The 20148-nt window shown below is 59.0% G+C and carries 14 protein-coding genes; 9 read left to right on the forward strand and 5 right to left on the reverse strand.

Annotation, left to right across the window (positions count from 1 at the left end):
- Window positions 1–151 precede the first annotated feature (151 nt).
- The gene (locus VGR81_00655; GenBank protein ID HEV2287442.1) at window positions 152–2782 is read right to left on the reverse strand and encodes an ABC transporter permease; all 2631 of its coding nucleotides are present in this window, start codon (window positions 2780–2782) and stop codon (window positions 152–154) included.
- A gap of 74 nt (window positions 2783–2856) precedes the next feature.
- Window positions 2857–5298 (reverse strand): ABC transporter permease, encoded by a 2442-nt coding sequence (locus tag VGR81_00660; GenBank protein ID HEV2287443.1) that lies wholly within the window; start codon window positions 5296–5298, stop codon window positions 2857–2859.
- A gap of 174 nt (window positions 5299–5472) precedes the next feature.
- Here VGR81_00660 and VGR81_00665 point away from each other — a divergent pair, with 174 nt between their 5' ends.
- The 3 genes from VGR81_00665 to VGR81_00675 all read left to right on the forward strand — a co-directional run bounded on the left by VGR81_00665 (window position 5473) and on the right by VGR81_00675 (window position 10908).
- Window positions 5473–7518: a serine hydrolase domain-containing protein gene (locus tag VGR81_00665; GenBank protein HEV2287444.1), complete on the forward strand. Its 2046-nt coding sequence runs from the start codon at window positions 5473–5475 to the stop codon at window positions 7516–7518.
- Between the two features lie 185 nt (window positions 7519–7703).
- Window positions 7704–10106, forward strand: a complete 2403-nt coding sequence (locus VGR81_00670; protein HEV2287445.1) for an ATP-binding protein — start codon at window positions 7704–7706, stop codon at window positions 10104–10106.
- Window positions 10107–10212: 106 nt separating this feature from the next.
- Window positions 10213–10908 (forward strand): hypothetical protein, encoded by a 696-nt coding sequence (locus VGR81_00675; GenBank protein ID HEV2287446.1) that lies wholly within the window; start codon window positions 10213–10215, stop codon window positions 10906–10908.
- A gap of 98 nt (window positions 10909–11006) precedes the next feature.
- Here VGR81_00675 and VGR81_00680 read toward each other — a convergent pair whose 3' ends face one another.
- Entirely contained in the window at window positions 11007–11762 is a 756-nt protein-coding gene (locus VGR81_00680) for an FkbM family methyltransferase (protein ID HEV2287447.1), read from the reverse strand.
- A 222-nt stretch (window positions 11763–11984) separates the two neighbouring features.
- On the opposite strand from VGR81_00680, the gene VGR81_00685 reads away from it, so the two are divergent.
- Window positions 11985–12506, forward strand: a complete 522-nt coding sequence (locus tag VGR81_00685; GenBank protein ID HEV2287448.1) for a DinB family protein — start codon at window positions 11985–11987, stop codon at window positions 12504–12506.
- Window positions 12507–12537: 31 nt separating this feature from the next.
- Here VGR81_00685 and VGR81_00690 read toward each other — a convergent pair whose 3' ends face one another.
- A complete protein-coding gene (locus tag VGR81_00690; GenBank protein HEV2287449.1) occupies window positions 12538–13866 on the reverse strand; it encodes a hypothetical protein in 1329 nt (442 codons plus the stop codon).
- Window positions 13867–14200: 334 nt separating this feature from the next.
- Here VGR81_00690 and VGR81_00695 point away from each other — a divergent pair, with 334 nt between their 5' ends.
- The 5 genes from VGR81_00695 (at window position 14201) to VGR81_00715 (ending at window position 18213) form a co-directional block, all read left to right on the forward strand.
- Window positions 14201–14542 (forward strand): hypothetical protein, encoded by a 342-nt coding sequence (locus VGR81_00695; protein HEV2287450.1) that lies wholly within the window; start codon window positions 14201–14203, stop codon window positions 14540–14542.
- 332 nt (window positions 14543–14874) lie between these two features.
- On the forward strand, window positions 14875–15255 hold the full coding sequence (locus VGR81_00700; GenBank protein ID HEV2287451.1) for a hypothetical protein: 381 nt from the start codon (window positions 14875–14877) through the stop codon (window positions 15253–15255).
- Between the two features lie 232 nt (window positions 15256–15487).
- Window positions 15488–16234: a toast rack family protein gene (locus tag VGR81_00705; GenBank protein ID HEV2287452.1), complete on the forward strand. Its 747-nt coding sequence runs from the start codon at window positions 15488–15490 to the stop codon at window positions 16232–16234.
- 273 nt (window positions 16235–16507) lie between these two features.
- The gene (locus VGR81_00710; GenBank protein HEV2287453.1) at window positions 16508–17035 is read left to right on the forward strand and encodes a hypothetical protein; all 528 of its coding nucleotides are present in this window, start codon (window positions 16508–16510) and stop codon (window positions 17033–17035) included.
- A 242-nt stretch (window positions 17036–17277) separates the two neighbouring features.
- Complete coding sequence (locus VGR81_00715; protein ID HEV2287454.1) at window positions 17278–18213, forward strand: prolipoprotein diacylglyceryl transferase; 936 nt, start codon at window positions 17278–17280, stop codon at window positions 18211–18213.
- 36 nt (window positions 18214–18249) lie between these two features.
- Here the strand turns inward: VGR81_00715 and VGR81_00720 are convergent, their stop codons facing one another.
- Window positions 18250–19983 (reverse strand): VWA domain-containing protein, encoded by a 1734-nt coding sequence (locus VGR81_00720; GenBank protein HEV2287455.1) that lies wholly within the window; start codon window positions 19981–19983, stop codon window positions 18250–18252.
- Window positions 19984–20148: the final 165 nt, after the last annotated feature.

Genomic DNA, 20148 nt, shown 5'->3' on the forward strand with positions numbered 1-20148 from the left:
GCGCTTCCGGTAGAATGTCAAGGGGAAGATCATTGCCGCTCCGGTTCTCGCTAGGAAGCCTGTCGCGTCATTCGTAGCGCAGGGCGATCATGGGATCTACCTGCCTGCGGCAGGCAGGCGCGCATGGCGCGGTGATCAGTTCCCGTGTGGTCTATTCATAGCGAAGAGCAACCATCGGGTCCACTTTTGTGGCGCGGCGCGCGGGAATGTAGCACGCGAACATGGCCACGAGAATCAGCAGGAGTGCCACGCCGATGAACGTGAGCGGATCGTGCGCTGTGACGCCGAAAAGCATTTGCGCCATCAAGCGCGTTAGCGCCAGCGCGGCAACGAGCCCGATGCCCACCCCAGCCAGCGCCAGTTTCCCGCCCTGATTCAACACCATTTGGAGCACGTCTCCGCGCTGCGCTCCCAGCGCCATGCGGATGCCGATTTCGTGTGTGCGCTGTCCGACAAGATAGGAAATCACGCCGTAGATTCCGATGCAGGAAAGCACCAGCGCCAAAACCGCAAAAACGCCGAGCAGAATCATTGAAAAACGCCGATCGGCCAGAGAATTCGCGATGGTTTCGTCCATGGATTCAGCGCCAAAAAATACGAGCTGGCTATTGAAGCGTTGCGCGGCGCGGCGAATCGGATCGGCAAAACTATCCGGCGGGCCGAGAGTTCGCGCGACCATGTCCACGCCTTTGGACATCAGCGGCATGAATTGATCGGGAACCTGCAGCACCGGAAAATAAAATTGCGCCTGGATTTTCGCGGTGGCATCGCTGTCGAGTCCCCAGTGCTTCACGTGGCCGACGACGCCCACGACTTGCGCCTGCACATTCAGAATCGAGAGGTTGACGAGCTTTCCAATCGGATCCACGCCGGGGAAGAATTTCCTGGCGAACTGTTCGTCAATGACGATCACCGTCGGAGAATGAATCGTGTCCTGCGCGGTGATGAAGCGGCCGCGCACGAGCGGAATCTGCATGGCATTTAAATAGTTCGGGCCGACCAGATAGAAAAGCGCCCAGTTCATTTCGTTGTCGCTCTGCGGCTTGGGATGGCCTTCGAGCCAGAACGGCAATTCGGAATCGCCCTGCATAGGCAATGAGCCGCCGACCGCGTCTACATCTTTGACACCCGGAATTGAACTCAGCGACGACACAAGCTGCAGCGCTTCATTGCGCATCTGATCGGGCGGCAGATTGCCCATGTCCGGAGGGTACGAGAGGCTGAACGTGAGCACATTGTGCGGATTGAATCCCGGATTGACGGCCCAGAGGCTCACGAGGCTGCGAATCATTAGTCCCGCGCCAACCAGCAGCACCAGCGCCAGCGCCATTTCGACGACAACAAAAATTCCCTGCATCTTGTGACGCGCGCCGCTCGACCCGCGTCCGCCTTCCTTCAGCGTGTCATGCAAATTCGTTCGACCGACTTTCAGCGCCGGTGCAAGGCCGAAAAGAATTCCGGCGAGGAGAGAAATGCCCAGCGTATAGACGAGAACACTGGCATCGAGGCCAATCGTCGCTGCGCGCGGCAAGGCGCTCGGCAAAACGCGAATCGCTGCTTTGGTTCCCCACGCAGCAATCGCCAGTCCCAGCGCGCCGCCAGCAACCGCGAGCATCACGCTTTCGGTGAGCAACTGCCGCACGATGCGATTGCGTCCCGCGCCGAGCGCCGCACGAATGGCAAATTCGCGCGTCCGGCCCGTGGAGCGCGCCAGAAGCAGGTTGGCGATATTCACGCAGGCGATCAGCAGCACAAACGCCACGGCGCCAAGCAAAATGTAAAGCAACGGCGCGACGTTGCCGACGATATCCTGCTTGAGCGGAACAATCGTGATGCCGTTGTTTTTGTCCGCGTCGGGATAGACGCGCGCAAGGCTATTCGCGACGCCGTCCATATCCGCGCGGGCCTGTTCGAACGTGACGCCCGGTTTCAGGCGAGCGACGGCGTCCATGCCCATGCTGACGCGCCGGTCCAGAAAAGTTTTGTCCGTCCACTGGCCGATGGGTACGTACACATCGCTCAGGCGAAAATTGTTTCCGCGGAAATAAAACCCTGCGGGAATGATGCCGACGACGGTGTATGGCGTGCCGTTAAGGTTGAGCGCCTGGCCAATCATGTTCGGCGAGCTGCCGAATCTGCGCCGCCAGAAGCCTTCGCTGAGCAGGACGACAGGCGAGCCGCCCGGGTGGTCATCTTGTGCGGTGAACAGGCGGCCTGCGACAGGCTTGACGCCGAGTATGCTGAAGAAATCCGCGGAGATCATTTCGCCGCGCAGGCGCTCCGGCTCGTCTGAACCAGTCATGTTGTAATTTTCGCTGCGGTAGGCGGCCATCGTTTCAAACGAGCGATTATCGCGCTGCCAGTCGAGAAAATTCGGATAGGAGATGGAAGACTGCTCGAAATTTGCGACGCGCGAATAGAGTGCGTAGAGGCGATCCGCTTGCGGATACGGCAGCGGGCTCAGCACTACGCCATTGACGACGGAAAAAAGCGCCGTGTTTGCTCCGATGCCCAGCGCTAGCGTAAGAATGGCAATCGCCGTGAACCCCGGCGACTTCACCAGCATGCGCAGTCCGTAACGCAAGTCCTGAAGAAACGTTTCCATGTCGCCTCCGCATTCGATCTGTTCGACGACGGCCGGGCCGCGACGTAAGCGCGCAATCTGCCCCGCTCGCACAATGATACGCAGCGGCGCGTGGAAAAGTTCGACGGGAAACGCGAAAAATGCGCGATGCGCTAAACCCGTTGCAGTAGCGAAGCATGCTCGCCTGAAGACCGCCACTGTAAAATCATTCGTAGCGCAGGGCGATCCTGCCTGCGGCAGGCTGGCATGGGATCAGCGCGGCCGGAGCAAACTTACTCGTAGCGCAGAGCAATCATCGGGTCCACTCTCGCGGCGCGGCGCGCGGGAACGTAGCTGGCGAAAAACGCGGCGGCGAGAAACAGGATCGCGCTCGCGGCGATGGTCACGGGATCGGCGGGGCTGACTTTGTAGAGCAGGCTCGACATCAAGCGCGTGAGCGTGAAGGGCGCGACGAGGCCAATCAGAATGCCCACGCCCGCAAGCTTCAATCCGTGGCCAACGACGAGGCGGAAAATGTCTTTTCGATCCGCGCCGAGTGCCATGCGAATGCCGATCTCCTGCGTGCGCTGCGTCGCCGCGTAGGAAATCACGCCGTAAATTCCGACAATCGCCAGCGCCAGCGCAACGGCAGAAAAAATTCCGAAAAGCACCACTGTGAAACGCGACTGCGCGCGCGCATCCGCGACCATTTCGCCGAAAGTTTGCGCGTGTGTGATGGGCTGGTCGCTGTCAATATTTTGCAGGCCTTTTTGTACTTCGGGAATGAGCGCCATCGGATCGCCGCCCGCGCTGCGCACGCTCAAATGCAAATCGGTCCACGGCAGGCTCGGGAATGGGAGCATCACTTCCGGAGCGGCTTCGGCGGCGATGCCGTTGTTTCGAATGTCGCCGAAAACGCCGACGACTTCCGTTTGCGCCGTGTTTCGGCCAATCAAAATGTGCCTGCCAATGGGATTTCCGCTGGGCCAGAAGCGCCGCACGAACGCCTGATTCACAATCGCGACGATCGGCGTGGCTTCATTGTCCTCGGGCGTGAATTCCCTGCCGCTCACAAGCGGCACGCGCATCACTTTTGCGTAATCGGGACTAATCGTTTCGATGATTACCAAAGGCCGCTGCGGCATGGGGACGGCGGTCTGGCCCTCCGGCAGCATCGGCGTCAGCCGCGACGGAGTCAGCGGCAGCGCAGACGAAATCGATACGGCGGCGACTCCCGGAAGCGTCTGCGCCTCGCGCAGCAGATTGTTGTAGAACGTTACAATCTGCTCCGGCGTCGCGTACTTCGATGATGGCAAATTGATCCCCATGGTCACCGCATGATTTGGATCGAATCCCGGAGACACGGTCATTAACCGGAGGAAGCTGCGAATCAGCAATCCTGAGCCAATCAGCAGAATCATCGACAGCGCAACTTGCACGACGACGAGCGCATTCTGCGAACTTACCATGTTGCGTCCGCCGGTTGCGCTGCGGCCTTCATCGCGGAGGACCATATTTAAATCCGTCTTCGAAAACTGCAATGCCGGCGCGAGTCCAAACAGCACGCCGCTCGCGAGCGAAATCGCCAGCGTGAAGACCAGCACGGACCAGTTCATCGCCACGCCACCGCTCAATTGCGCAACGGTATTCTGGCTCATCGCCAGCAGCGCGCGCGTGCCCGCGTATCCGGCAAACGCGCCTAAAACGCCGCCAATCATAGCCAGCAGAACGCTCTCCGTTAATAATTGGCGCACAATCGTCCAGCGACTCGCTCCCAGCGCTGTGCGCACGGCGATTTCTTTTCTGCGCTTCAGCGCGCGCGAAAGCATCAGGCTGGCCACATTCGCGCACGCGATCAGCAACACAACTCCCACCGCGCTCATCAGAACCAAGAGCAGCGCGCGAACATCGGCCACAATTTGCGATTGCAGCGGCGCAACCATCATCGCGCGCCGCGGGTCGGCGTCCGGCATTGTAGGATTGTCGCGGCGATACTGCGCGTCAATCACATTCATTTCCGCCTGCGCCTGCGCGAGGCTGAGTCCGGGTGAGAGCCGTGCCACGGAAGACAGATATCCCGTGCCGCGTTGAATGTGCTCTTGCGTCGTGATGTTCAATTCGAATTCGCGCGGAATCCAGATGGAAGTATCCGCGGCGAGCAGCGGAAAACGAAACTCCGCGGGAAGCACACCCACGATGGTGTACGGCACCGAATTCAGCTCCAGCGTCTGGCCGATGACGTCTTTCGCGCCGCCCAATTTGCTCTGCCAGAATTTATGTGTGACCATCACCACATGATTGCCGCCGATCTGGCCTTCAACGGCGAGGAATCTCCGGCCAAGCTCCGGCCGCACGCCGAGCACATCGAAGAAATTCCACGTCACGCGCGCGGCGGTGAGCTGGCGCGGGTCGCCGCGGCCGGTCAGATTGAAATTGTCGAATGTGTAGGCGGCGAGGCCGGAAAAAGAATGCTGTTGGGCGCGCAGCATCGTAAATCGCGGATAGGAAAAAACGCCGCCGACGCTGCGACTCTGCTCAATGCTCTGATAAACAAGGACGAGCTGCGAAGAATCGGCAAATGGCAAAGGCTTCAGCAGCAGCGCATCGACGACGGTAAAGATTGCCGTGTTCGCGCCGATGCCCAGCGCAAGCGTCAGCACGGCGACGGCGGTGAAACCGGGCGACTTGCGCAGGCCGCGCAGCCCGTGGCGAATGTCGTGCAGCAACGCGATCATGCTCACTCCGAGCGTCAGCTTACACCAAAAGCGTGTCCTTCGCCGCGTTCGCTCGCGCCGAGTTTTCTGAAACTTAAGGATAGCTGGCAATTCTTCTGGTTGACGCCGCACACCGCGCGTGTATAGAGTCGCGCCAATTGTGGTGGAGCGAAAAGGCTTTAAGGAGGAGCGCAGATGCACAATCCTTTGCCGGTCGAACGGGATTTCGAAGTGAAAAAACGGCGCGCGCGTTTTTTCTTTCTGTTCGTTGCGCTGGCGATGATTCCGATCCTCGTCCACGGCGCGGCGCAGAAATCCGCAGCGAAAAAACAAGCTGCCGCCAAATCAGGCGCAGCGGCAACCGGCGCCGTAACGCTTCCGCCCGCGCTTCCTCCCCCGCAATTGACGCAGGAAGACCTGACCGCTTTTTTCGACGGCCTTGTCCCGCTGCAAATCGCGCGCGACGACATCGCCGGCATGGTCGTCGCCGTAGTAAAAGACGGGAAAGTGATTTTTGCCAAGGGCTATGGCTACGCGGATCTGAAAAATAAAAAGCCCGTGTCCGCCGAAGACACGCTTTTCCGCGTCGGCTCGATTTCCAAGCTTTTCACATGGACCGCTGTGATGCAGCTCGTGCAGCAAGGAAAAATCAATCTCGATGCGGACGTCAATCGCTATCTCGACTTCACTGTTCTCGAGCCTTTCGGCAAGCCCATCACCATGCGCGATCTGATGACGCACACGCCGGGCTTCGAAGAAACGATTCAGGACCTGATTCAGCTCGACGGACCCAATGCGAATCTCCTGACCACGCGCCAATTCCTCGTGATGCATCCGCCGAAGGAGATTTTTCCGCCCGGAACGACAGGCGCGTATTCGAACTATGGCGCGAATCTCGCGGGTTACATCGTGCAGCGCGTCTCCGGGGAGAATTTCGACGACTACGTCGAGCAGCACATCTTCGCGCCGCTGGGGATGACGCACGCATCGTTTCGCCAGCCGCTGCCCGCAAATCTCGCGCCGCTGATGTCCGATGGCTATCAGCTCGCTTCCGGCGGCAAGAAGCCTTTTGAACTGGTCAACACGCCGCCCGCCGGCGCTCTCTCCGTTTCCGCGATGGATATCACGCATTTCATGATCGCGCATTTGCAAGACGGCACGTACAACGGCGCTTCCATTCTCAGCCCCGAAACCGTAAAGCTTATGCACACGCGCCAGTATGCGCCCGACCCGCAGGTCAACGGCTTCTGCCTCGGCTTCTACGAGGATTCGCGCAACGGCCACCGCGTCATCGGCCATGGCGGCGATACGCTTTATTTCCACAGCGATTTGAAGCTGATTCTCGACGCCGATACGGGAATCTTCGTCTCCTACAACAGCGCCGGGCGCGGCGACGTCGAGCCGCGCGGCCCGCTCTATGAAGAATTCATGGACCGCTATTTCCCGTATACGCCGCCCGCGGTGAAGGCCCTTCCAACCGCTGCAGCGGACGCGCGCGCGGTCAGCGGCGCATACATTGCCAGCCGCCGCAGCCAGACCAATATTTTTTATCTTTTCTCTTTGCTCGGCGAATCCAACGTCGGTCCGGGCAAAGACGGCGCGCTTATTCTCGGCGGCTCAAAGGGCATCGACGGCCAGCCGGTTCAGTACATCGAGACTGCGCCGATGGTTTGGGAAGATCGCTCCGACCCGCAGAACAAGATCGTTTTCAAACACGCCGACGACGGCCGCTATGAAATCGCCATGGAGTTTCCCGCGGAAATATTGCAGCAAGTTCCCGGCTACGAGTCCAAAAATTTCATCACGCTCTGCCTCGTGTTTTTCTTTGTTGTTTTTTCGCTGACGCTGCTTCTGTGGCCCATCGCTGCCCTGGTGCGCTGCCATTACGGACGCAAGGTACAGGACGGCGATCGCCAGCGCCGCGCGCGTGCCTGGGCGCGCGTCGTTTGCGCTTTGAATTTGCTTTTCTGGTGCGCATTCCTCGGCACCATTGTTTACGGCAGTTCGCACCTCGAGGTGCTCAGCCATCGCGCCAATCCGTGGTTTCGCACAATTCAGATCTTCGGCTGGCTGGGCGTCTTTGGGACGCTGCTGGCGATTTGGAATTTCTTTGTATCCGTTGGCACGGCGGGCCGCTGGTGGTGGGCAAGGCTGCACGACACGCTCATCCTGCTGGCGTGCTTCGTGAGTGTGTGGCTGATCTGGTTCGCGCATTTGCTGCGCTTCAACCTGAATTACTAGCGCGCAAAGAGCGGAATCGCGCTGGCTAGGCCGGCGTTGCAGACACCGTAGTGTGGCTACAAGCCGGATAAAGTATGTAGTTTCAGTTCGTTACAGCGCCTTCCACGTCAAAAACGACACTTTCCGCCCTCCTTCCTTTCTCGCACAAAATAGTACCTTTGCGCCATTCCCACGCTCCATTCCAAATGGCAAATTCATTTGCGGACATTCTCGTGCCCGAAGACATGCCTCCGGCTCATACTGCGAAAAAGCCCCGGCCCCGCGCCGCGTCGTTTCTGCGTGGCGGCGCTTCAGGGGCGCATTGGGATACGCGCTGGCTCGCTTCCGCGCGCGACCAAATTTATAATTTCGCTTCCGGCTTTCGCCTGCGCACCAAATTCCTTCTGTCGCTCATTCTCGTCACTTCGGGGCTGACCTGCGCAACACTTTTGGTCGTCGGCCACGAAGCCGGAGTTCAGATCAATCGCCAAATCCGTGAGGAATCGGCGAACGCGATTCTCACGTTCCAGGTGATGGAGCATCAGAACGAAATCGCGCTCGAGCACAAGGCCGATCTGCTCGCCACGCTGGCGCTGATGCGCGACGACGATCCCACAACCATTCAGGATGCGAGCGAGGACCCCTGGCAATCCGAGGATTGCAATCTTTTTCTGCTCGCCGATCCGCAGGGCAAAGTGATCGCTCTGCACACCACGCTCGGCAACTTCACCGCCGGCGCGGCCGAACCACTGTTGCGCCGCTCGCTTGCGCGCCATAAAACCTCCGCGTGGTGGTTCAGCGGCACGTCGCTCTATCAAGTAGTTCTGCGGCCCGTGGACGGCGCGAACGGAAGCTCCAACCGGCACATCGGCACGGTCGTCGTTGGGCGGGAAATCGATTTTGTGGCGGCCAATGAACTGCATCGCATTTCTTCGAGCCAAGTCGTATTCCTTCGCGGCTCGGACCCCATTGTCAGCACGCTTTCGCCCTTCGATGAGCGCGACCTCGCGCAGCATCTCGGCGATGCGGCCTTGCCGCAGCAAGTGCTCGTCGGCAATCATCGCTACGTCGCCGCGTCGCTCGATTTGTCGCCGGCCGGCGCGGGCTCCGGCCCGGCAATTCGACTCATGGTGCTGAAGTCATACGACGAGGGCGTGGCCTTTCTTGGCCGGCTGAATCGTCTTCTTCTCGGATTGCTGGTCATCGCTGTGCTGGCGGGCGCGGCGCTCGTCTTCCTTATTTCCGATATGTTCATGCGCCCGCTTGCGTCGCTGGTAGGCGGTGTTCACGCGCTGGAAGAGGGCAATTTCGACTATCCACTTGGCGCGCAGGGCAATGACGAAGTCGCCCAAGTGACGCGCGCGTTCGACCGCATGCGCCGCACGCTGCTGAAAAATCAAACGCAGCGCGAAGAGCTCGAGCAGCGCTTGCGCCAATCGCAGCGCATGGAAGCGATGGGACGCCTCGCCGGAGGCGTGGCGCACGATTTCAATAATTTGCTCACCGTGATCAAGGGCCACAGCGACATTCTGCTCGAAAAAATCAGTCCCAATGATCCTCTGCACTCCAGCAGCCAGCAAATCGCACGCACCGCCGACCGCGCCGCTTCGCTCACGCGCCAATTGCTGATTTTTTCGCGCAAACAGGTGCTGCGTCCCAATGTTCTCGACCTCAACGCTGTGATTGCGGACATGGATAAGCTGCTCCGCCGCCTGATTCGCGAAGATATCGAAATGACTTTCCGCCCCGGCGGCGCTCTCGCGTCCATCAAGGCCGATCCTTCGCAGATCGAGCAGATGATCATGAATCTCGTCGTCAACGCGCGGGACGCCATGCCCCGCGGCGGCAAGCTCCTGCTCGAAACCTGCAACATCACCGTAGGCGAAGAACTCGCGCGCTGCCGTGCGCCGCTCGAGCCCGGCTCCTACGTCCTTTTCACCGTCAGCGACACCGGCTGCGGCATCAGCGCGGAAACGCAGGCGCACATCTTCGAGCCATTTTTCACCACGAAAGATGAAGGGCAAGGAACGGGCCTCGGCCTCGCAACCGTTTATGGCGTTGTCAAGCAAAGCGGTGGTTTTATATGGCTCGATTCCGAACCGGGCAGAGGCGCGCACTTCGAAATTTACTTGCCCGCAAGCGCCGCGCCCGCCGACGTGGTTTATACCAAGCCCCAAACCACGCCCGCGTGCGTGCGATCCGAATGCATTTTGATCGCCGAAGATGAAGACACCGTCCGCGATATGACTGCGGAATTCCTCGCCGCTGCGGGCTATCGCGTCTTTGCCGCGCGGGATGGAAAGCAAGCACTCGAAATCGCCGCGAAACTCGGCAAAGAACTAAATGTGCTGCTCACGGATATGGTCCTGCCGCAGATTCGTGGGCTTGATCTGGCGCAACAGGTTCTGGCGCTGCATCCGTGCGTAAAAATTATTTATGCCTCCGGCTACATCGAATGTCAGAAGGACGCTGCGGAACTCGTCAATTCTGGCGCGTTCCTCTCCAAACCATTCACGCGTACGGAGCTACTGAAGATTGTCGAGACCGTCCTGCAAGGCGCTCCCGCGAAAAATCGCGAAAGCGATCGCGTCGCCGTAACGGTTCTCTAAACCGTTTGCAGGAATTCCCTTCCCGAATGGCTCGCGAATAAAAGCACCCGCGTCTGCCGGGCGCTTGACTCTCCTGCCCGCTTCGACGAGAATTTCCGGGACTTCCATGTTTCGGGGCTCCCCGCTTTTCGTTACTGCGCCATCGCTGGCCGCCGCGCCGGCATCTTCTTCTGGCGATTACATCACGCCAATGCTAAACCACGGCCTGCGCATCTGGTGGGCGTATTACTGGCCGACGATGCTCGCGTCCAACATCCTCGTCTTCTGCACCGCATACTGGCTGCGCGTTTTCGCCGCCAGTCGGATCATATCGGCCGCCGCGTATCTCTGGACGGCGCGCCTGCAAGGATATGTGCTCACCGCGCTCCTCGGCATTTTTGCCATCTACTACGTTCTCCGCCGAAGCTTCCTGCATTTCCGCATCGAGCTGCGCCCGCGCAACGCGCCCGATTCCTCCGCTAAGCTGCCCGTCACGATGGCTCGCAGCCTGCGCGTTTGGTGGACATTTACTTGGCGAACGCTGGGGTACCTCGCGGTCGCGTTCGTCATTGTTCTGATGCCCGTTTCGTGGTTTGTGAATTTGTTCGCGCCCGGACCGGTTTTTTCTTCGTATTTCGGATTGCTTTTGGGATTGATCGTCAACGGAGCCATTTCGCTTTTCGTGATTTATTCCAATGTGCTCGATGAGGAGTTCGGCGATTTCACTGTACGCCTCGTTCCGCGCGAACCCGCCGCCGCGATTCCTTCCGCCACTCCTGCGTCGCCTGCCGCGCCCGGTCCTGCGGCCCCAGCAGCTTCGTAGCTCGCACGGGCGGGGGCGCATACGCATTCGGCCGCACCCCGTAGGAGCGATCCCGCGGACGTACTTGGGGCCGCAGGTCCTCGGATTTCTCTGAAACATTATCGACTGCGGTGAGCCAGCGCTCTGAATGGTAACCTTGAACGACTTCCAAGTATCTGGATTTGTGCGCTCTGTCCTTCCATGAAGCTGCGGAATTCATCCCACTCCTGATTGTGGTGAATTTCACAAATTACCGGGATAAACTTCTCTCGGAAGCTCGCTGCAGAACCCCGCAAAACATTCCCAGCGAACCCCTCCACATCAATAAGCATAAAATCGGGAATGGGGTTCGTTTCGCAAAACTTATCCATCGTCGTGGTTTCAACTTCAATCGCACCAGAGCTTAGTTTGCACATACTGCCGTCGTCCGAAATCGTCGCTATTCCCTGCGTATCCGAAACTGCTAAAGGAATAATATACACATTCGATATAGAATTGATTTGCAGATTTTCTAGAAGCCAATTTCGATTCTCCGGAGACGGCTCAAACGCGAAAACCATTCCACTTGAACCGCATATTCGGGCAAGCCCAAGGGCCCAGTATCCGAAATGTGCACCTACGTCGGCTACGACTGACCCGGGGCTCACAAATCTCTTCAAGGGAGAAATCAGGTCGCTTTCGTATTCTTCCCTAACAAAGAAATACCTATGCGACGAGAGGCACGAAAAAAGCATACCGTCAGCAAGCCCTCCTCGCATGCGAAATGAGACTTTACGCGGACCACGAAGGATCTTTTGTGCAACCTTTTGGAGCGGATTGGCTAGGGGTGATTGGCCGAACAGAGCCGCGTCGGCAAATAATCTCAGGAATCGCATCTTAGCGAATCCTATTACCCGCCTGTGTATGTAGTCAAGCCAGCATCTATCTAGCTTCTTTATTACGGGGGGAGTATAAGCGCAGGATATATCCTACCTTTTTCGAATGCTTTGCGCCTTAATTATTCCCTCGAGTTAACCCCAGTCGACACTTTCATCCCCGCCGCTTTGTAACTCGCACTAGCAAGGCGTGCGCGTGCTTTCTTGTAGTAGAATCTCCCCATGAACACCGCGATAGGACGTCCTGAAGCCGGCGAAGCTGCTGCTTATTATTTCGGCTACATCAACCAGGTTGAAGGCGATGACGCTCTCGCCGAAATCGAAGCGCAGCTCGACCCGGCGCTGAAATTCTTCTCCGGCATTTCCGCGGAAAAATCGCTGCATCGCTACGCGCCCGAAAAATGGAGCATTCGCGAGACGCTCAATCATATCTCCGACGTCGAGCGCGTTTTCACCATGCGCGCTTTGTGGTTTGCGCGCGGCCTCACGACGCCCATGCCCAGCTTCGACCAGAACGTCGGCGTCACAGGAGCAATGGCGGATTCCTTCGCCTGGCCCGCGCACATCGAGGAGTTCCATCGCGTGCGCATGGCGACGACTTCGTTTTACCGCAATCTTCCTGTGGAGGCGTGGTCGCGCCGCGGCATCGCCAGCGGCAATCCCTTCTCTGTGCGCGCCACGGCGTACGTCATCGCCGGACATCTCACGCACCACATCAAAATCGTCCGCGAGCGTTATTTGTAGGATTGTTTCTCGCCGTTTTTTTCTTGCGCCGCTACTGCTGCGGATTGTCCTGTGGCTCTTCCTGCGATTGCGGCGGCTGCGGGGTCAGCGTAAACGTCACTCCGCGCTTGTAATTCATATCCACCGTCTTTTGCAGATCGAGATCGCTCAGCGGAATGCTGGTTTTGATGTTGTACGTAGTGATGTAGTAGAGCTTGTTGTCCTGCAGCCAGTAGCTCTTCACCGGGAAAACGGTCTGATCCGTCAGCACAAGTTCCACAAGCGGCCCATTCAGCGCTTGCGCTTCGGCGTTCTCCGGCGCGGGCGGCAAGAATGGCGGAAGCAAATCGTAGTATTCCGCCGTGAAATCCGGCACGCTCGGATAAGTCTCCTCCACGCCCGGCTGGGTCGCTTCCTCTTGGTTGTACTCCGGGTAGAACCAGCCATTTCCGTAGCCGCCGAACATTCCATAGCCGTAACCCAATCCATAACCAAAGCCGTCGTCAAAATCGAAGTCGTTGTCAAAACCGAAGCCGCAAGGATTAATTATGAAGCACGGCCGCAGCCCGAATCCAAATCCAACGCCGAATCCGAAGGCATGATGAAAATGTCCGAACGGAGGGAACGGCGGCAAAATCATTCCGCCATAGGGTCCATGCGGACCCATCGTCACCACGCCCGGCGCTTGCGGCGCAAACTGCACAGGACGCGGACTTACCGGATGCGCAATCACCGGCATCGGCCTCACTGCGCCCATAACAGGATGAAACACCGGCTGCGCTCCAACGCGAATTCCGCCAGTCAGCGGCGCGCGAAAAATCGGGCTCGGCATCGCCACCGGATGCGCGATCGGCATGGCAACGGGCCGCGCGACAGGCGTCGCCACAGGACGCGCCGCTTGCTGCGGCATCCCCACATGCGTTTCCTGATCTGGCTCCGCCCAGAGCCTGTTATCCGCCGCATACGCGCGCGAGCCTACGACCGTATAATTGCGCCCATCGATTCGCGTCTGGCCGACGAATGTGTTGCTCCCGTAGCGTTCTTCCGCGCTCGGATATTCCGGCGCAGCAAACCGGCTCCCTGAAAATCCCGCTCCGCCGCGCGCGCTACGAGCAGACGAACCTCCAGAGTAACCGCGCCCCACCGAAACTTGCCTCCCTGCTCCGCCGCTCGCATGCGTGGAAACAGCTCCGCCGCCATGGAACGATCCGCCTCCGCGCGAGCCAACATGCCCGCCTCCGCCGCGCGCTCCACCGCCGCCGTGAGCTCCGCCCCCTCCGCGCTGCGCCAGCGCTGCCGGCGCGAACACAGCCAGGCACACGGACGCGCAAAAAATCAAAATCGTTCTCGCTGTGCTTCCTGGGACGGCGTGGATCTGCATTGCCGTTACCCCTTTCGTCCTGCGCCTTGCTTGCATCGCGCGTCGGCGGCAGCAGGTGCCGCTTCCGCGCCCTCAGGACTGAAAACTTCTCCGGCTCATGGGCAGCCGGTCCGCATCACGCAGCTACATACATTAGAACACTTTTTCGCCCAAAAGGTTTCACTAATTTTGCCCGCTCCCTGCCTCTCAAAAGCCGTTCGCGCGCCGCGCTCTTCGCCCCTGGGTTCTCTCATTTTGATGTGCTTCGCAGAACTTTTGGGCATCGCAGAAACGCGTGTATACTTTGCGCGCGGGATCGCGCAAGAAAGCATACGCCGACTGACAGGAGAATGCGATGAAAGAGATCTGTCTCGATGGGCGGGTGATGTTCGTAAGTGCGACGGATGATCGCGGTGTCGTGGGCGCGGACACACGTTTGTATTTCAGGCAAAAAGGATTGCGCGTGTTCGCACGTTATCATGGAGGATATGTGCGCCGCGGCAGCCTCGTGGGAGGGATTTCCGGCTCCGAGCTTGCGTTCCGCTACACGCAGGTAGAGACCTCAGGACAGGTTCATGGAGGAAGTTCCGTCTGCGAACTTCAGCAAGGAGAGGATGGACGCGTCCGTGTGCTGGAGCACTTCACGTGGCGCACGCGGAACGGTTCCGGCACCAACGTTTTCGATGAACTTCGATGAGCAAGGTGGTCCATTCTTGCCGCCGTTCACGACGGCTGTGTGCGGTTCGTCGCTTACTCTAACTTCGCGCCTTTAGGCTCTGTAAGCGCAGGGCTGTGCGCTTTTTCCCCTGCCACTCATCCTCACGACACTAGGAAGTTTGGTACCAGCGCGAGTAAAAAATCTCCGGAGCGATTGCCCTACTTCTGCCGCGCCGCAAATGCGCCCATCCCGCGTAAGTTGCCGATATATTTGAGTTTCGCGGATTTTTTCCAAATCCGTTCTCGCTCTGGCACGCTTCCTGCACACAAATCTTACGAATCTCGCCCAAGCCCACCAAGGAGACCTGACCAATGAAATTTGCCCCCAAAATGTTTTTGTGTGCGGCGAGCAGTCTGATCCTGACGGCGGCGCTGTGGGCCGTCCCGGGAAGCGTCAATCACAAGACCTCGCTTTCCTCCGCATCGCTGATCCAGAATCCGCCGCAAACGCAGTCCGCATCCGGCACCATCGCTTCTTTTGACAAATCCTCGCTCACGCTCAATGTCGCCAGCGCCTCCGCGAAACAGCAAGTCGAAGCTCTGCGAGCGCAGAGCGCGAAGACCATGACGTTTGCCATAGATCAAAACACAGCCGTGGATGGCGCTCTGAAGGTCGGCGCCAACGCCGATGTCAGCTATCGCACGGACACGAGCGGGAACAACGTGGCCGTCAGCGTTCGCGTTTCGCAATAAACGTCAACAGGCTTCTGTATTTTATCCCGCCACCTCCACCCTCCTCGCGCTTCGCTTCACCCGGCGAAGCGCGCCCGGTCACGCCTCGCGCGGAAAAACAATTCGCTTTGCCTCGCGCACGAAACATTTTAGAGTCTCTTTTCGTTCCTTAATTCAGGCTGCCGCGATTCACTCGAAGTTCCGCGGCGGCGCTTGCATTTCATTTTTGCTTTGCGCATTTGCGAGGAGCGCCATGAGATTACGCAACTTCATCCTGTTTTTTCCCGCGGCCGTCGCGCTGGCCGGGCTTTCCGGCTGCTTCATTGACAGTGGCTCGTTCGCGCATACCGGCGAATTGCAGACCCAAAACATCAGCGTGCCGCCCGGCGCTGCCAAATCCGTCCGCGCGCATCTGCAAATGGGCGCCGGCGAACTGGCCATCTCCGGCGGCTCATCGCGATTGCTCGACGGCACCATCGAATACAACGTGCCCGAATGGAAGCCGGATATGACTTACAGCGTCAGCGACGGCGAAGGCTCGCTCCGATTAGCGCAGCCCGAATCCAGCCATTCCGCCATGGGCGGCGTGAAATACAATTGGAATCTGCATTTCAATAACGCCATTCCCCTCGACCTCACCATCGAAATGGGCGCGGGCGATTCCAATCTGAATTTCAGCGGAATGATCTTGCGCAGTCTCGACGTGAAAATGGGCGCGGGCGAATCGCGAATTGATTTCACCGGCAACTGGAAGCAGAATCTCAACGCCACGCTGCAAGCCGGCGTCGGCGAAGCGCATCTCAAGCTGCCGCGCGAAGTCGGCGTGCGCGTCTCCGTGCAGGGCGGACTCGGCGAAGTTGACGCGCCCGATTTCAAGCGCGACGGCAGCGACTACGTTAACGACGCCTACGGCAAATCGCCCGTCACGCTCGACATTCGCATCGCCGGCGGTATCGGCGAAGTTCATCTTGAACTCGCCGGCTCCCGCGGCATCGTTTAGCAAAATCCGCCGCGCCGAATCTCGATTCTGGCGCGCGCGAGTCTTGGCGAATCGTAACCGGCCGGCGCAAATTCATCTGCGCTTTCCGGTTTCGCTTGGTTCGTTGGCCAAATCTGCTCACAGCCGTCCGGACTTGCTCGACAACCAGTCCATTTTGGCTTTATCTTCGCCGCCGCTATGATTGCCCCGCTCTATGCTCGGTTGACAGCGGGAAATACACTGGCATCAAACTAGGCGCAGTCTTTACACCGCCAAAGAGAGACGAGGCATCTGATGAGATCACTGAGGAATACAAAACCGGTTCTTTTATCGCTTTTCGTGCTCGCGTTCGCCGCAGCCATTTTGGTTCCGGCACACGCCGGCGCTGCGCCCAGCAAAGCCGCAGCCGCGTTTCAAAAATTGAAAACTTTGACCGGCCATTGGGAAGGCAAGGACGCTGACGGCAACGCCGTGAAATCCAGCTTCCAACTCATCGCCGGCAACACGGCCGTGATGGAGACGCTCGATATGCCCGGCATGGACGAAATGGTCACGCTCTATAGCATCGATGGCGACTCGATTTCGCTCATGCATTACTGCCCCACGGGGAATCAGCCGCACATGCGCGCGCATCCGGCGCCGGGCGAAGTGAAATCGCTCGTCTTCGCTTTCGAAGGCGCGGGCAATTTGCCGAATCTCGCCGTGGGACATGAGCAGCGCCTCGTCATGCAATTCCTCGGCGCGAATCACATCATCGAGCGCTGGACTTGGCGCAAAAACGGCAAAGATACGCTGATGGTCTACGATTTGACGCGCAAGTGATGCATTGAATTCGCCTCTCGCGCGAAGGCAGCGCCCGCGCTCCCCTGTCCTTCCGAAGCGCTGAGCGTCACTGCCCGTGGGATCGGGTCTTGTTCCGGGGTCCCCAAACGCAGATTTTCTGCGGTTGGGGTGAAGCCCAGACCGGGCTTGCCCGCCGCCTGTCCGCCGTGGCGGATGCCGGGCGAGCCGGAAGTCTCCACCCTGCGCACTAACGCTGAGAACGGCGCCCCGCCTGCGCCTTCATGTATACTTCCAAATTCGATTCGATGATGCCGTTCCTCCATATCGGCCCGTTCACGCTGGCGAGCTTCGGCCTCCTCGTCGGCATCGCCATGTTTGTTTCGTATTATGTCCTCGCGCGCGACGTTGTCCGCCGCGGCATCCGCGCTCCCGCCGATTTGCTCGTCGCCGTGCCCTGCATCGCCGGACTTATCGGCGCGAAGCTCTATCACGTCTTCGAAGATCCGCGCCTTCTCTTCGCCAATCCTCGCGAACTCATCAGCCAGTATGGCTTCGCCTGGTTCGGCGGACTCATTGGCGGACTCGCCGCATTTATATGGCTCGCGCATCACTATCGCGTCCCGCTGCTCGAGATTTTCGATGCCGCTTCGCCCGCCGCCGCGCTCGGCTACGGCATCGGACGCATCGGCTGCCTCGTTTCCGGCGACGGCGATTACGGCAAGCCGACTTCTCTCCCTTGGGGCATGAGCTTTCCCCACGGCCTCGTCCCCACGACGCAGCGCGTTCATCCCACGCCGATCTACGAACTCATCGTCGCCATTTTTATTTTTTGGTATTTGTGGAAGCTCGGCGGAAGGCAGATTCGCGCCTTTGCCGAACGCAGCGCGGCGAACGCGAAAAAATCCGCCGCGAAAATGAACGCGAAGCTGAGCGAAAAGAATGCTGCGGCAAAAAATATCAGCGCGTCAGAACCGTCCGGCAGCGGAGGCGTTTTGAAATTCCTTCCTCATGGCGAAATTTTCGCGCACTATCTGATCCTCACCGGCCTCGCGCGTTTTCTCGTCGAATTCATCCGCATCAATCCGCGCCACTTCTTCGGACTCAATTCGGCTTGGTTTCCGGGCCTCAGCAATGCGCAAGCCGCCAGCCTCGCCTCCATCGTTCTCGGCGCCGCCCTCCTCTGGCGTCTCCCTCGGTCCTCCGCGAGCGCGAAATAGCGTTAGCTTCCTTCTTTGAATTTTCTAGGTTGGATTCTACTGAACTTGGACGTTCCGACTCATGGCGCTCATCTCGCCGCGCAGCGCTTCCTCGACCACCACGCGCAGACGATACGCTCCCGGCGGCGCTTCCAATGACATCCCGCCGTCAATTCCGCTCTTCGAGAAGCGCTCGAAGGTCTCCGGCTTCAGCGCCAACTCCATCTGCGCTTCCTTGCCCGTGACCATCCTTCCCTGCGCATCGAATAAAGCCGCGACAAACGTCAGCATGTCCACGCGCCGGTTCTGCTGCCGCGCAAACGGCATCGCGTGAATGTCCACGCGCGTCTGCACACTCAGTTCATGCACACCGTTGTTCGCGATTCGAGCCTGTTCTGCAATGCTCAGCGGAAAATCGCTCTTCTCACCCGAACCACGCACCTCGGCGTCAATCTTCTCCTCGGCGCTTGGCTGGTTCGCCTCCTCCGTTTCCTTCGTCGGCGCGAAATACCCCGGCCGCGCCTGCACATCGAACTTCCCCGGCAGATTCACTTCCACCTTCAATTTGTGGTACGCGCCGTTCGATTTTTCGCTTTCCGGCGCGAAGCCCAGCAAATATTCCGTCTCTGGCGCGGCCGCCAGGGAATAAAACCCTGCATCCAGGTCATTCCGGTCGTGAAAAAACCTGCCTCCCGTTCCGACGGCAAAATCCGCCATCGCCGCCGTCATGCTCATCAAGTCCGGTCGGAAACTCTCCGCTTCGTGCACGGCTTCCTGATTTGCCGCGCCCCCGTGGAGCTCATTCTGTATCCTTCCATGGCTCGGGTCCTCCATGTAGAGGCCCTTGGCGTCGAGCGCATTGACGACAATTCCCGAGCGCAGCGCGTTATCCATCACTTCGTCCACTTTCACCTCTAGAGTGCCGGTCAGGAACCCCGACGACGCCAGCACGAGCACGCGCTCGCCCGGTTTCTTCGCCAGATAATCCACCACTCCCTGTATGGTTTCGAGCGTGTTCTCCGAAAGCTCTTTCATCGGCTCCCAGATCTGCTTTGCCTGTATGAGGACAAGCCGCTCCTGTTGTTCATAACAAGTGGGCCCATCGTTTGCCTGGTCCTCGCAATTGCATTGATCGGCGGCTGCCAGCGCAACCCTGTAGGCGTCGGAGTTCGGGAAATTTGCAATCATGTACGCGTCATGCGGAGTGATTCGCGGGCACGTGCCGCTGTCGAAAACCCGCGCGCGGGATCGCAAGTTGGCGAGCGCGTCGAGCACCTGGGAAGCATCCGCAGTGAAATCCACCGTCACCGAGGACGCCGCCGTAAATAGCGCAATCTGATCGCCCGCGCTGAGTCCCGTGCGTATGAAATTCTCCGCCGCGAGTTGCACATGCCTCATATCGCCTGATTTCGTGTGCAGGTCGTCGAAATAGAGCGCCACGTACCTCGGCCGCGGATGGGGCGTGCCATTCGCTGTGGGCTGTGTCGCTGGCCTCTGTCCACCGGCGGCCGGCAAGGGCGTGGCCGCATTTGCTTGGAGAACTGCCAGCGGCGTATGCGTTTGCACCTCGAACGTCGCGACTGTCTGCTTCTTGCCGTCGTCGAAAATCGTGAAATTTTCCGGCTTCAATCCCGAAACGATGCGTCCCTTGTTGTCCCGCACCACCGCGTCAATTCTCACCAGTCGAGCCTCGGCGTGAAGAATCTGCGATTGCGGTAGATACGGCCGGCTGCTGACGCGCACCTCATCCGGACCAATGCTCTGAGCCACAATTGGGAGAGTCAGCAGCAACAACCCCGCCCACGCCGCGCCTACGCCGAGGCAGGGTCTCCCTCTGCGCAATAAATCACGAACATTGTGCTGCCTGAAACACACATGTAGCCTTCCTTGCCTTGTCCTGTAAATGACCGCCGGATTTTCGATCCGTTGAGTGCAATGCCCTCCAACGCATCAATC

This window comes from Candidatus Acidiferrales bacterium, assembly GCA_035934015.1.
Lineage (GTDB): Bacteria > Acidobacteriota > Terriglobia > Acidiferrales > UBA7541 > DAHUXN01.